Consider the following 13,219-nt stretch of genomic DNA (forward strand, 5'->3'; position numbering starts at 1 on the left):
CTACTATTTTGATTCTCACTACATTTATACAGAAAAAGAAGCGTGACTACGATAATTGCATCCGTGGTCACGCACAAGTATGTCCCAAACTTGACAACATTTTTAATACGATTTCATTAAATTGCACCTTCTAAAATCTTGCTTACATCCCCTAAACATTCTTCTGTAAGCATTGAAATGCATGTTAGCTGACCATTTTCAATTTTCCCTTCTACCAGGACAATTGTATTGATATCATTTTCTTGTTTCATAGCCAGAATTTGTTTCCCCATGTAAACGACATTTTTCACTATATAATAGGAGCAATTGATTGGGTATCCAAGCGTTATTTTAATTGGATGCTTGAAAAACGGTTTCTTCTTTTTAAATTCCATTAAATTTAAAATCTTACTATTGGCACGTTCGTCTGTTTTAATTTGTTGCAGGAACATTCATTTTTCCTCTCCTTAACCGAATGTTAAAGAATATAAAAATAACCCCGCCTTTTTGAAGGGGGGTTAACAGACAAAAAATATCTTTCAGGTGGGTATAGAAGTCCTATACCTTTGTAGACATTTTATACCTAGGTAAAACACCCTATCTTTTAGGCAGCTGGCTGGCATAGTGATTTTCTCCTTAGCCCCTTTAGCTTTGCGCCACTGATTTTCACCAGTTTTGCCTTGATCGAGATTCAATGTTTTTAGTATCTAAATAATCTCTAATCAAATAATAGAATGTTTTAACAATATCGAATATCCGACTATTTTCCCATTTTTGTCGAATTTACTAGGTATTTAGTTCTAAATTATAGAATATTACGTAGATTTATTTAGAATCATGTCATAAATTGTCATTTATTCAAATTTTTATGACTCAATCTATTACTTTTTTACCTTTTAGAATCTAAAAAGATTCCATTTGTTTGCTTACTATAAGTCCTATATTGTTGAGAGACAAGTTTTTGCTTCTTTTGCTGATTAATAAGGCTTTTTGTTTCTTTGAGATTTTCATCTAGTAGAGGTGCCATTTGTTGATCTAACAAGTAAGTGTCTTTTAATAATTTCTGCTCATTTGAAGTATATACATAATTCTTTTCGTGGTTTTTTTGCGCATCCACTCTACTCATTAATGCCTGTCTGTCATTAAGTAGTTTTTCAAATTCCTCATAATTTTCTTCCTTTAAGGAACTGCACATCTCTAGTGTTACTTCATAAATACTTTTTAGTATTTCTTCCATTTTTATCTCAGACCTTAGCTTTTTAATTTGGCTTGTTTCATTGCAGTTGACCAGGTATCCGATAATTCGACAGCGAATCCTTCAACTTCATCTAGTATTTCCGAATTCTTATTAAGATTCGCTTCGATTAACCGGGATTTCATATAATCATACATAGTAAGTAATTGTTCCGCTACACTATATTCTTTTTTTAAGGTTATCATTAATTCACTTAAAATATCCTGTGCTCTTAAATTATAGTTATTGCTATCTTCAAAGTTGTTATTTTTTAGAGCTGATTTAGATAATCGAATAAATTTGATCAATCCTTGATATAACATAAAGGTAAGATCTTCTGGTCTTGAAGTTGTGACAGCTTGTTTTTGATAGGTTTGATAAGGATTTTTTAGACCCATATTTGATTACTCCTTTTTCTTTCACACATTTTCGTCTATAAATAATTATCGGATAAACTATGTAATAGTTAAGTTCTTTGAAAAAAAACATAACAAAAAATATAATAAAAAAAGATAGTCCATTTCAAGATGGAGTATCTTTTTTATAATTAGCTACCGACCTGGAGAACAATTCCAAACCCATCAATAAGATAGTTAAGTCTTTGATTATACGATTTGAGGTTTTGAATTTTAGCTGCATCCCCCAATTTATTAAATGCAGTAATTTCTCTAGCAAGCTTAGAAACTTCTAACTGTAATTCGTCATTTCGTTTTTTCTCTTGTCTTAGTTGCTGTTCCTTCTTAACTAGCTTTTCCTTAAGTGCTTCTTTTTCATGGTTAATTGTCGATTTCATTGTCTCAACTTGTTGAACAGCTTCCTGGTTTTGAAGGGCCATATTGGTTAATTGGTATAACCCTCTCAACATTTCATTTAGGTTAAGACCTGGAAGTTGTTGTACGTTCGTAATAAGCCCTGATAAAATATCGAGCAAATCAGTATTCTGTTCAGTATTTTGATAGGAAGCTTGAGGAACTGCAGGTACCTCATTAATTGCTTCAATTGAAATTACCGGTACGTTATTTTCGTTAATCGTTGTAAAATGAAGGGCTTTTTGATTTGATTTTGGCTCTTTTTCATTCGACTTTAATGTGGAATAATATTTATAGTTTACAGATTGATAGCCTCGGTTCAGCAGTTGTGCTGCCTCCTCTAATATCTCCGTAATATTCAGTGCACCCTCTTCTTGCCGGTCTTTAATATATTGAAACATAAAGGTAATTTCATTTTTGGTCCATTTACGATTCGTCTTTTTTGATTCCATGTTATTTTGATTATTTTCATTCATATTAAACATCATCAAATTGTTAAAATAATAAACTAATGATCCAGAAGTCAAATTGTTTTTATTCTCCAACTCATGAATGAAAGACTCTTCTGATTGTCCTAATTCCTGATTCGCAAATGCCTCTTTCAGCTCAGATAGTGCGGATTTTAAACTCATAAGAATACCTCCTACATGATTATTAGAAATGAACGATTGGTACAAAAGCAATAATCCTAAACAACAATAATACAAGCATCAAAATCATTTGTCATTTCAAACGCACTTTCGTTATCATTCTCTTACTATATGTATTCGATCTTATGAATTTTTTATGGGTGTCGTTCAATCAGAAAAATCTATTACAAGTATTTACATGAACATGTTAATTATATAAAATTTGTAATTATCTGTAAACACCTTATTTAAATATTAATAGAGGCTTTTTTAATAGAAAACAACAAAAAAGCCTCTCATTTTGAATTAAGAAGGCTTTTTTTATAAACAAATATTATCGTTCCTTTAAGCGGATTTGTCTTTGCTTTTCAAAACAATGCTGGATAATTTTCATTTGATCAGGTCGTTTGATTGAAGTGAATTCTAGAGCTACATATCTTCTTTCGATCTCTCTCATCAAACTACTTCGAATTACTTTTCCTTGAATTGGGACTTGTACTAGTTCCTTACTCCGTAAATCTGGAACGAATAAGGTACCAGCAATTTCTTCACCTTCATGAAATTGAGAATCTAGTTTACATGAAAATAGTACTCCTCCAGCACTAATATTGATGGTATGTAGTTCATTCCCTTCAATCAATAAACGTAAATTTGAATTCACTCGAACATTTTCTCTATGTTGGATTTTAATAATCTCATTTTCATTCGGCTTCTCTAGGCTGAGCAGTGGGATGGTATCTCTTGTTCTGCCTATAATTTCAGTCTTAAATTCAAATTTATTTTCACCAATAATATAAGATATTACTAATTTTGTCCCTATAGATAACAGACCAATTATTTCTCTATCAAGTGGAATACTAATGAGAATCTCTTTTTCTCCAATCTCGGCAATATTTGACTTACAGGATAGTTCATGGGTTAGTATATCGATCATTATGTTTTGATTCACTTTTGGATACATAGAGTCCTCCTGATAATCTGTTCAATTAAAATATGTCATATTTATATTTTATCGGATATTGGAAAAAAAAGTTAAGGATAAAATTGCATAAAAAAAGGGCAATCACAAAAAAATTGCGCTGCCCCATATGATTAACGTAAGAAATCTACTAAAGAGGGTTGGATAATACGAGCACCAACAGATAAAGCAGCCCGCTGCACATTCTCTTGGGCTTTTAGATTGGTGATAACTTCTGCCATATCAACATCCTCTTCACCCGATAATAAACGTGTAGTGGATACTTCAAGCCCGTCTATTCGTGAGATACTTAATTCCATCCGGTTCATTCGTGCCCCTAATTCAGAACGATGTCTGAGAAGGTTGTCCATTTGGCCGTCTAATTGTGCTAAATGGTCTGTTGATCCTGGATTGGGAGAACGAAAATCAGTTTCAATATCTGAAAGTACTTTAAAGATCCCGCCAGTTCCATCGTTGTTAAATACATCTATGCCCTTCACATTGATTTGCACTGTGTTATTTTGCCCCACCACTAATTCTAGTTTTTCATTGTTAGCATTTGTAAACTCTTTTGTAGCACTGCTATATGGAGGAGTTTTTACATCGGTACCTGCAAAAATATATTTTCCAGCTATCTGAGAGTTTGAAATCTCCCCTAGATGCTCTTTTAATTGGCTGATTTCTTCAGCAATAGCATTCCGGTCGGTTTCACTATTCGTTCCATTCTCACCTTGTATTGTAAGCTCTCTTACCCGTTGAAGTACAGAGGTGACTTCATCAAGTGCTTCGTCCGTTGAAGTCATCCAGGAAAGTCCATCATCTGCATTTCTTTTATACTGATCAATTTCGTTTAATGATGAACGATAAAACATGCCTCGTACTGCTATTACTGGATTATCAGAGGGTTTATTGATCTTTCTGCCTGATGATACCTGTTCTTGTAATTGGTCCATCGTCTTATTGGTTCGCTGTAAATTAAACAACAAATTCTGATTCAATATATTTTGAGTGACACGCAAGGTCATATTATCCCTCCTACAAGCCTACACGGCCCATGCCGTTAATGATTTTATCTAGACATTGGTCTACTACTGTTACCATCCTAGCTGAAGCATTGTATGCCTGCTGGAATTTAATCATGTTCGCCATTTCTTCATCCAATGATACACCGGATACAGACTGGCGGCGGTTCTCTACTTGTTGAATAATCACTTCAGAGTTGCTTTGCATTCTCTGTGCTTCCTGTGAATCAATACCTAACTGACCGATAATATTTCGGTAATAATCATCTGCCGTAGAGTTTATTCCAGGAAAACCAAGGGCTATAAATTTAATATTAGCAATGTCTTGCGCATTTTTACCATTTCCTGTTGATGATTGGCCGGATGATTCCTCCTTAGCTGCAGCTATCAAACCAGGAGATTTCAAAATATCCGGATTAACGGCAATATCATTCATACTCGTTCCTATAAAAAACGGCACTTTATTGGTTGATGTACCGTTAATATTTTCCAGGTTCATCCCTTTTTCATGAACAGCATTAACGGCATTAACAAATGTCATGGCTAAGTTATTCATTTTTTCCTGAATAGTAGGTATGGTGGATTTTACTCCGCCGCCTAAAATTCCAAACGACTCGATTCTTCCTAATAATTCACCCGAATTTAAGGCAACTTGGGTATTCCCAATTTTGATATTTGCAGGATCTACAACCCCGCTTGATGTATCAACTGTTAGCGTGTTAGCTGTTTTCCCTGAAACAAGTAGAACGCCACCAACAGAGATATCTACTACTCCCGTATCTTTATTTGGAGGGGAAACCTTTACATCAACTAGCTTAGATAGCTGATCAATTAAAACATCCCGTTGATCATATAGATCATTCGGCTGATATTCATTTGGAACAAGCCGACCAATTTGATCATTGAGGTTTCCAATTTGTGTTGCTAACGAATTAACTGAATCCGTTTTCGTTTTAATAACTAATTTAAGATCATCCTGAATTTGATTTAAAGACTCGGAAATATGTCTAAGAGTCTCGGTTACTGCTACCCCTTTTTGGCTTACAACGGCACGGGCGGCAGCACTGTCTGGATTCTTCGACAGCTCTTCCCAACCCTTCCAAAATTCATCCATTGTATAAGCTAATCCATCATCAGATGGCTCATTTAATAGCTCTTCCACCTTAGTAAGGGTATCACTTTTCGCTTCCCAGTAACCCAAACTCTTATTCTCGCCACGTAGCTGCACGTCCAAATAATCCTCACGTAAGCGAACAAGCTTATCTACTTCAACACCGGTCCCTAGTTGGATTTGCATACCTGGGATGGAAACTGGCTTTGTGGCGATCATTTCTGCCCGTTGACGTGTATACCCTGTAGTGTTTGCATTAGCAATATTATGACCAGTGGTAGAAAGGGCAGTTTGTTGTGCCGCAAGTCCTCTTTTTCCTAATTCGATCCCATGAAAGGTTGATGTCATGACAAATCCTCCTAAAAAATAAAACTCTAAATCTTAGCATCCAACATGCTAGTATAGCGATTTTTAGCATTTGGTCCGTAGCCAATGGCCGGTTCTTTCTTAGCAAACATTCCAATAGAATATTGTATAAATGATAGAGAAGTTTGGATTAATTGTTGGTTATTCTCATTGATCTGAGAAATTTCCTGAATTAACCTGCGCAATTGTTTTGCGGCTAATGTTAGTTTAGCCTTATAAGTGGTATCTTGCTGTATATTTGTTAATTCTTCTAAGGTATAGGAATCACTAATGATTCCCTTCTGTTCCATATATTCTTGCACTTTTAGTTTTCTAATTTGTTCTAGTTTTTGAATTTCATCTACGCATAAAGCTTCACGATGAATTTGACTTTGAAGACCCTGAATATTACCTTCCACCAGCAAGTTTCTTTTCCCTTTGGCCAAGTCTAGTAATCGTGTGTGCGCATCGACCATTGTTTCCAAGATTTGAATAATTGTGTTCAGGGGTTCCATTTTTTTGTCTCCTAGATTGATGTATTTTTCCAAAACGCAGTCATTTTTTCAGCAATTTTGCTGCTGTCTACTTTGTAGGTTCCGTCCGCAATTTGCTGTTTCAATTCCTGAATGCGCTGTTGACGTTGTGCTTGTTCAGACATCATGGCTTGAGAGATTTCACGGCCGCGTGATGATATGCTAACGTCTGCAGAAGTAGATGTCTTTTTAGTGGTGTTATTTGTATTTGAACGATTCGATTGATTTTGGTAGGAATAAAAACCAACTTTCGTATCATTAATTCGCATTTGTAGTTCCCTCCTATTCCTTTATTAATTCTTATCGGTATATTTTTTAAATAGTTTAGTTATCGTTATAAATTTTGTTTCTTTTATCGAATTGCTCTATTAAACTTGTCTGTTGATTTCCGCTCCAGGCACTTCGCTTTCCGTGGGTGTTTCGGCGAGCTCCTCGTCGCTTGCGCCTGCGGAGTCTCCCCTGAACCATACTCCCATAGGAGTCTTCGTGCCTTCCGCTCCAATCAACAGGGTGTAAAAATCAATAATGCTATTTAACACAGCCTTATCAAAAAGAATATAATCTATATAATTGTATCAAAATATCCTTTTGATTTCATTATGATATTACCAGCTCAAAATTAAAAAAATACAGCCGAAAGAATTCCTTTCCGCTGCTGGTCATTTTTATGATTTACTATCCACATTGCCGCCGACAAAGTCGATTTCTAAATTCTGCATCTGACGAAGGTATACTTCCGTTTTCCCTGGTGTATAGTTGTGAATTGGCTTATTTTGAGTCGTCTCTATTTCAGCCCCGCCTTGTTTCCAGTCAATAGTTAGCTCAGTAGGTGTAAAGTGAATTTTTACTGAACCGTAGCTTGGGATAAAGCCGATATTAAATTCAGCTGGCCCTGGGTTTGCTTTAGCTGACACAACAGATTGAATCGCATCATTCTTTTTTTCAATGGCTGCAAACTGATCGCCTTCTTGTGCTTTTTCGGCTACCGCTTCTAATGCTTCTTGCTTTGCGAACGCTGCCATATCCTCGCTAAATACACTATTACTCTTAAAGTTTAATTCATTCCATAATTGCTCTTGATCAATATCAAGGTGGCTCGGCTTTCGTTCTATAGTCATCGTGGCGGGAACCTGTTTGATCGATTGATCTGCTTGCTTTTGTTCTATTTCTTGGACTGGCTGGGTGATTCGGAGTCCAATTTGGGCATAGGTTTGTTGTAGTCTTATTTGTGGAATCTGCATGATGTTTACCATTACCTATACTTTTTTATCAACTAATAGACCTAGATAATCGGTCATTGCTGCGTACATATCTAGGAGTTTCTTAGAGGGAATTTCTTTGACCACTTCGTTTGTTGAATCGTCAACCAAGGTTACATAGTATTCTTTTAGCTCGTCATGAAACTGGAATTTTAAATGTGTATTGGAAGCCTTTAAGAATTCATTCATGCTGTTCATGACTTTTTCAGTTTTTTCTTTTGTCTGTGCTTGTTGTTGTGGTGGTGATTGTGACTGCTCTTTTTTTTCTGGCAATACTTCTTTAATTTTGACGGTACCTTCCACTTTAGGAACGGTATAATCAACTGATTGGTTATTAGAATTGGACAATTTGTCTATCATTTTATGCCCCCTTTTTGTCACTATCATTTTACTTTATTATCGGATGAAAAATTTGAATGTTTAGTGAAAATTATGTAAATGTAGGAAAAAAACAGTTATTAAACTATCAATTAAGAATTTGTTTATTAGCCTTATTACTTTATAATCAGAGTAGAAACATATGTTCTCGAAAGATGAGGGAGAGTTTGTTTCAGTCTCTAAATGACATTCAAATTAATGTTTTAATTGCTAGTATTATAGGTGATGGAGAATTAACGAAGCTTTATAAAGGAAGCAGACGAAAAAATAGTAGTTACAGGGAGCACTACGGAGTAAAACAAAAAGAATACCGTGAATGGAAAATGGAGATTATGAATGGTCTTTTTTATATAACTCCAAAAAGTAATTCTTTACGTTCAGCCTCGAGTCCTCTTTTCACAAACCTATTAGAACTTTTTTATAATAATAATGAAAACAAAAAAATACCTTCTTCAATATTACCCTTTTGTAATCTTCCACATTTTCTAGCTGTACTTTACATGGATGATGGGTCTTTGTCTATCAGTACAAATATTAACCATAATAATAAAAAATTTATATTACACCCCATATCTATTTATATTTACAGAACTACCCCTTAGAGGAATTAGCACTTCTTAAAAACCACATCAAAAACTATTTTCAAATCAATTTAAGATTGGCAAGAAGAAAAGATGGACATGGTTTTATCTTACGAACCACGTCAGTAAATGAAACAATAGCTTATTTAAGTATCATTAAAGACATTTCGGAAACTTGCCCAAGAATGCTTTATAAAACCAGTTTGAGTTACCGATTACAACAAGAAACACAGAAATGGAAACTCAAATTCCCTGATTACAAACTTATTGTATCTAGTTCCGATAGAAATAAAAATTATACAGCAGAAGAAAACAAGTTGCTAATCTCTTTAAAGAATAGTGGACACAAGGATAAGGAAATAGCCATTATACTTGGTCGAAGCTATTGGTCTGTGGTATATAAACTTAGTGAATTACGGAAGATAAATCTTTTATGAAAAATAAAAGAGGCTTTGAAATTCAAAGCCTCTTTTACTATTATTAACGAAGAAGTTGAAGAACTCCTTGTGGTTGTTGGTTCGCTTGCTTTGCGACTGTATCTTTCGATTACAGAATAGACTATATCTTCATCCATAATTCTATGGAGCCGGGCACTTCGAACAGTATTAGCTGCCCTACGAGATTCATAGTCATAGCTATTTAGCCTTAGACCGTATTCCCTAGTCGTTGAACCTTCTCCAGAGTTTCCTCACAGGAGCTTGGCTGCTGATTATCCATTGTTTCATCTTTATCATTTTCAAACCATTCCGTTTACCGTTTCCAGTTCCGTTGCGGTTGATAAAGCTTTAGGAAGTTCCAGCAATTCACCCAGTTATACTCTAGCTCGTTACCTAGCTAGACGCCCTTATAATCATTATCTCAGAAGTTGTAAAACTCCTTGAGGCATCTGATTTGATTGAGCCAACATTGCTTGTGCTGCTTGAGAAAGAATTGAGTTCTTTGTTTGAGTCATCATTTCCTTCGCCATATCAACATCCCTTACACGAGACTCAGCAGCTGTTAAGTTTTCAGAAGATGTACCTAAGTTATTGATAGTGTGTTCCAAACGGTTTTGAGCAGCACCTAGAGTAGAACGTTGTTTAGAAACTTGCTTTATCGCTGCATCAAGTGATGAAGTTAAAGTGTCAGCTTTCGCTTGAGTATCAATAAGAGAATTTGCAGCACCAGTTACTAAAGTACCGATTTCGCTTCCAGAAGTACCCAAGGTAGTGGAATCCATTTTCGCGAAGGAAACAGCTAGTTTTTCGTCACTAGATCCATTTGATCCTATTGCAAAACTTGCAGAAGAATTAGCACCAGTTGTTATTGTTAGACCTGCTAAATCAGTTGCAGTATCTGCAGCAGCTTTTGTTGTTACACCGGCAATTTCAATTGAAATTCCTAATTCACTAAAGTTAAGTGTTGATTTACCATCCGCACCAATAGTAGGCTCAGCGGTAATAGTTTGTGCTACTGAGTCTGATGTACGAGTTAAACTAATTTTTCCTCCAGTAGCATTACCTAATGTATATGTTTCGCCACCAAGAGCACCAGAAACATCAATTTTAGAAATTGCAGCGGCGCCATTTGTTGCTAATGCTTTACCAACAACAGCTGTACCACCAGATACTGTCGGTGCTAAATCACCATTTAATAGCTTTTTACCGTTGAATGCAGTAGTTTTTGAAATACGGTCAACTTCAGCTTTTAATTGCAGTAATTCTTCACCGATCGCTTCGCGGTCATCAGTATTATTTGTGTCTGTTGATCCTTGAACTGATAGTTCACGCATACGTTGAAGGATGTCATGCGTTTCGTTTAAAGCACCCTCAGCAGTTTGAATCATAGAAATACCATCTTGAGCGTTACGAGAAGCTTGGTCTAAACCGCGGATTTGTCCACGCATTTTTTCTGAGATCGCTAGACCTGCTGCATCATCACCAGCACGATTGATGCGAAGACCTGAAGATAATTTTTCCATAGATTTAGCTTGTGCATTTGATGCACTGCTTAACTGACGATGTGTGTTAAGTGCAGCAATGTTGTGATTAATACGCATAATATTTTTCCTCCTTAGAATTAAATCAATATAATTTGTTAGGGATATACCCTTTAAAAATATCTATAATAAACCCTTGGGGCTATTATCAAAAATAAAATTTAAAAACTTAAGTTATTAGTTCCTGATTATTTCCTTTATACAATTCTTCTCGAAATATACTAATTTCTTTAGGTGCATCAATAGCAAATCTTAGTAAACCAGATTCAGTTTGAAGAATTGAAATTTTTACATTTTCACCAATTTTAGTTGAGGACTCAATTATTCTAGTCCCTTTTTTCAGAAACTTACTACTACTTTCAGTATCCTTCAACTTAGAAATTGACAAATTCTCTGGTGCATCAATGACTAAACGAAGTTTTGAATCAACTTGTAAGACAGTAACCTTGATAACATCATCAATGATCACTGATTGCCCGATTTCTCTGCCTACAATGAGCACGTTACCATCCTCCAATGATTCATTAATTTGTACAATTCTTATTATCGGATGACTTTTTGAATTGTTTAGTAGTTTTTGAAAGTTTTTTTGATTTTAACAAGATCTTCTTTATTTTTTTGATTAATTCATTTATTTTGTGTAATTTTTATCAGAGTCTAATCTTGTTACTTTTATTATCGGTCCTACTTAAATATTGTTTAGTAATATTTATAAAAAATTATTAAAAATTTCTTATTTTAAATCAAAAATAAAAGAACTGCTTTATCCGAAATCAATTAACTTTAGATAAAGCAGTTCTATTAAATTAGGTATATTACCCTCCTAGTTGTTGTGACAGCCAAGATCCTTGTGAATTAAGCTGCTGTATTGCCTTTTCCATAGCTCCAAATTGCTTCCACAATCGTTGTTCATAAGAGTTAACCTTATCTTGTTCTCTATCAATATTTTCATCTAAAGATTTCAATTGTTTTGCAATGGAACTTTTAGTGTCAACTAGTGAATTTGGCGAGCCAGCTAATGAACCAAGTTCAGAAATTGTAGAATTTATTCTGTCATATATTCTCCAACCAAATCCACTATTACCATGCATATTAGTATCTGTTGCTGTTGTTGAAGAACTTGTTGCCCCTGTACCCTTTGTTGAGAAGAGTCTTTTTACATCTTCTAAATTTGTCTGAAGAACTCCCTTTAGTTTCTCTTCATTCAAAACTAATTTTCCGTTTTCCCGATAGTTCGTAGAAAAATCTATTCCAATGTCTTTTAACGATTTAAAGGCTGTTGACAATGCAGGATTTTGAACAGACGTTATAAGACTATTTCGCATTTCTGTCAAAAATGATCTAATCGTTGAATCACTAGTTAGCAAACCACTCTTCGCTTTTTCATCCCATAACTTAATATCATTATCTTTCATATCTTTTTTCTGATCATCCAGCAATGGTGGGTAATCGCGATAGCGTTTTTCTGTTAATCTACCATTTAAGTCAGCAATAAGTTCATTATATTTATCAACAAATGTCTTTACCGTATCAAATATTCCTTTCGTATCACTGCTTACTCGAACTGAAATAGTACTATTTACAGGGATATTTTCTTTTAAATTAAACGAAACGCCCTGGTATGTAAACTTATTTGAAGAAACCGCTATTTGTGTGCCATTTATAGTAACTGTGCCTGACTTTGCTTCTGATCCAGTGATATTTGTTGTATTGGATATCTTTAAGGGGTTATTTGTATCTGTAATTGTAATATCAATTTTTTGTGCCGATCCAGTTGTCAAAGTAGTAAAAACTAAAGATCCACCCACATTTTCAGCTTTAACATTTGTTTGACTACTTTGTTCATTAATTTTTGCTACAGCTTGATCAAATGTAAGATTGGGATCAAGTGCAATATCAATATTGTTTAATTTAAATGAAAATCCCGTAGCCCCAACACTTGAAGATGCACTCGCAAAACTAACAGTAGCTGGTTTAGCTGCCTCAGCAGGTGTTGCTTCAGAAATTACAAAATCTGTTAATGTACTAGTACCAGCAGAAGATACTTCTATTCTAGGATCACTTGAAGTTACAGTCTGTTTATTAAAAGTCGACTGCAAACGTAATCCTTCCATCGCTTTACGGAATTCGTCCACTTTTTTATTCACATCACGGTAGGCATCCTGTTTCCAGGTGGCCGTTATTTTATTTTGCTGCATTTTAAATAATCGGCTACTCTGTACTTTAACCAGATTTGCTACAATTTCATCCGTATTCATTCCAGATGCCAGACCGCTGACTCTCAATGTATTACTGCTATTAATCATTTCGTTTCACTCCTTCACCTTTCATCTCTATGTAGTTTAAGTATAGAAAAATTAATTTGTTTTTATTATCGGACAAAATTCATTATTGTTAAGTGAT

15 protein-coding genes and 1 riboswitch are annotated in these 13,219 nt (G+C 34.8%); of the genes, 1 reads left to right on the forward strand and 14 read right to left on the reverse strand.

The features are described from left to right. Positions 1–116: 116 nt before the first annotated feature. From RCG25_RS15345 to flaG, 11 genes are all read right to left on the reverse strand, one after another. Complete coding sequence (locus tag RCG25_RS15345) at positions 117–431, reverse strand: hypothetical protein (protein WP_308079693.1); 315 nt, start codon at positions 429–431, stop codon at positions 117–119. Positions 432–583: 152 nt separating this feature from the next. Continuing rightward, positions 584–669, reverse strand: a riboswitch (cyclic di-GMP riboswitch). A 199-nt stretch (positions 670–868) separates the two neighbouring features. Next, on the reverse strand, positions 869–1,216 hold the full coding sequence (locus tag RCG25_RS15350; RefSeq protein ID WP_308079694.1) for a flagellar protein FliT: 348 nt from the start codon (positions 1,214–1,216) through the stop codon (positions 869–871). Positions 1,217–1,230: 14 nt separating this feature from the next. Beyond that, positions 1,231–1,611 (reverse strand): flagellar export chaperone FliS, encoded by a 381-nt coding sequence (gene fliS, locus RCG25_RS15355; protein ID WP_308079695.1) that lies wholly within the window; start codon positions 1,609–1,611, stop codon positions 1,231–1,233. 149 nt (positions 1,612–1,760) lie between these two features. After that, on the reverse strand, positions 1,761–2,654 hold the full coding sequence (locus RCG25_RS15360) for a hypothetical protein (RefSeq protein WP_308079696.1): 894 nt from the start codon (positions 2,652–2,654) through the stop codon (positions 1,761–1,763). Positions 2,655–2,985: 331 nt separating this feature from the next. Further along, on the reverse strand, positions 2,986–3,612 hold the full coding sequence (locus RCG25_RS15365; RefSeq protein WP_308079697.1) for a flagellar brake protein: 627 nt from the start codon (positions 3,610–3,612) through the stop codon (positions 2,986–2,988). Positions 3,613–3,743: 131 nt separating this feature from the next. Then, positions 3,744–4,634: a flagellar hook-associated protein FlgL gene (flgL, locus tag RCG25_RS15370; RefSeq protein ID WP_308079698.1), complete on the reverse strand. Its 891-nt coding sequence runs from the start codon at positions 4,632–4,634 to the stop codon at positions 3,744–3,746. A gap of 10 nt (positions 4,635–4,644) precedes the next feature. Beyond that, positions 4,645–6,090, reverse strand: a complete 1,446-nt coding sequence (gene flgK / locus RCG25_RS15375; protein ID WP_308079699.1) for a flagellar hook-associated protein FlgK — start codon at positions 6,088–6,090, stop codon at positions 4,645–4,647. Between the two features lie 26 nt (positions 6,091–6,116). Then, positions 6,117–6,602, reverse strand: a complete 486-nt coding sequence (locus RCG25_RS15380; protein WP_308079700.1) for a flagellar protein FlgN — start codon at positions 6,600–6,602, stop codon at positions 6,117–6,119. A gap of 11 nt (positions 6,603–6,613) precedes the next feature. Beyond that, entirely contained in the window at positions 6,614–6,889 is a 276-nt protein-coding gene (gene flgM / locus RCG25_RS15385) for a flagellar biosynthesis anti-sigma factor FlgM (RefSeq protein WP_308079701.1), read from the reverse strand. A 396-nt stretch (positions 6,890–7,285) separates the two neighbouring features. Further along, on the reverse strand, positions 7,286–7,873 hold the full coding sequence (locus tag RCG25_RS15390; protein WP_308079702.1) for a DUF6470 family protein: 588 nt from the start codon (positions 7,871–7,873) through the stop codon (positions 7,286–7,288). 3 nt (positions 7,874–7,876) lie between these two features. Then, positions 7,877–8,239, reverse strand: a complete 363-nt coding sequence (flaG, locus tag RCG25_RS15395; protein ID WP_308079703.1) for a flagellar protein FlaG — start codon at positions 8,237–8,239, stop codon at positions 7,877–7,879. A 56-nt stretch (positions 8,240–8,295) separates the two neighbouring features. On the opposite strand from flaG, the gene RCG25_RS15400 reads away from it, so the two are divergent. Continuing rightward, positions 8,296–8,859 carry a hypothetical protein gene (locus RCG25_RS15400; RefSeq protein WP_308079704.1) on the forward strand — a complete coding sequence of 188 codons (564 nt, stop codon included), beginning with the start codon at positions 8,296–8,298 and terminating at the stop codon, positions 8,857–8,859. 832 nt (positions 8,860–9,691) lie between these two features. Here RCG25_RS15400 and RCG25_RS15405 read toward each other — a convergent pair. The 3 genes from RCG25_RS15405 to fliD all read right to left on the reverse strand — a co-directional run bounded on the left by RCG25_RS15405 (position 9,692) and on the right by fliD (position 13,122). After that, positions 9,692–10,876, reverse strand: coding sequence for a flagellin N-terminal helical domain-containing protein (locus RCG25_RS15405; RefSeq protein ID WP_308079705.1), 1,185 nt, complete (start codon positions 10,874–10,876; stop codon positions 9,692–9,694). Between the two features lie 109 nt (positions 10,877–10,985). Further along, positions 10,986–11,318, reverse strand: a complete 333-nt coding sequence (locus RCG25_RS15410) for a carbon storage regulator (protein WP_308079706.1) — start codon at positions 11,316–11,318, stop codon at positions 10,986–10,988. A gap of 313 nt (positions 11,319–11,631) precedes the next feature. Then, complete coding sequence (gene fliD, locus RCG25_RS15415) at positions 11,632–13,122, reverse strand: flagellar filament capping protein FliD (protein WP_308079707.1); 1,491 nt, start codon at positions 13,120–13,122, stop codon at positions 11,632–11,634. Positions 13,123–13,219 lie beyond the last annotated feature (97 nt).

Origin of the sequence: Neobacillus sp. PS2-9 (genome assembly GCF_030915525.1) — a bacterium.
GTDB lineage: Bacteria > Bacillota > Bacilli > Bacillales > Cytobacillaceae > Neobacillus.

What these genes read in the sequence shown, in the direction of transcription:
- RCG25_RS15380 (WP_308079700.1), bottom strand. Translation starts at nt 6,602, where the DNA reads ATGGAACCCCTGAACACAATTATTCAAATCTTGGAAACAATGGTCGAT.
- flaG (WP_308079703.1), bottom strand. Translation starts at nt 8,239, where the DNA reads ATGATAGACAAATTGTCCAATTCTAATAACCAATCAGTTGATTATACC.
- RCG25_RS15405 (WP_308079705.1), bottom strand. Translation starts at nt 10,876, where the DNA reads ATGCGTATTAATCACAACATTGCTGCACTTAACACACATCGTCAGTTA.
- fliD (WP_308079707.1), bottom strand. Translation starts at nt 13,122, where the DNA reads ATGATTAATAGCAGTAATACATTGAGAGTCAGCGGTCTGGCATCTGGA.
- flgM (WP_308079701.1), bottom strand. Translation starts at nt 6,889, where the DNA reads ATGCGAATTAATGATACGAAAGTTGGTTTTTATTCCTACCAAAATCAA.
- flgK (WP_308079699.1), bottom strand. Translation starts at nt 6,090, where the DNA reads ATGACATCAACCTTTCATGGGATCGAATTAGGAAAAAGAGGACTTGCG.
- RCG25_RS15400 (WP_308079704.1), top strand. Translation starts at nt 8,296, where the DNA reads ATGTTTAGTGAAAATTATGTAAATGTAGGAAAAAAACAGTTATTAAAC.
- RCG25_RS15345 (WP_308079693.1), bottom strand. Translation starts at nt 431, where the DNA reads ATGTTCCTGCAACAAATTAAAACAGACGAACGTGCCAATAGTAAGATT.
- RCG25_RS15350 (WP_308079694.1), bottom strand. Translation starts at nt 1,216, where the DNA reads ATGGAAGAAATACTAAAAAGTATTTATGAAGTAACACTAGAGATGTGC.
- RCG25_RS15360 (WP_308079696.1), bottom strand. Translation starts at nt 2,654, where the DNA reads ATGAGTTTAAAATCCGCACTATCTGAGCTGAAAGAGGCATTTGCGAAT.
- RCG25_RS15390 (WP_308079702.1), bottom strand. Translation starts at nt 7,873, where the DNA reads ATGGTAAACATCATGCAGATTCCACAAATAAGACTACAACAAACCTAT.
- flgL (WP_308079698.1), bottom strand. Translation starts at nt 4,634, where the DNA reads ATGACCTTGCGTGTCACTCAAAATATATTGAATCAGAATTTGTTGTTT.
- fliS (WP_308079695.1), bottom strand. Translation starts at nt 1,611, where the DNA reads ATGGGTCTAAAAAATCCTTATCAAACCTATCAAAAACAAGCTGTCACA.
- RCG25_RS15365 (WP_308079697.1), bottom strand. Translation starts at nt 3,612, where the DNA reads ATGTATCCAAAAGTGAATCAAAACATAATGATCGATATACTAACCCAT.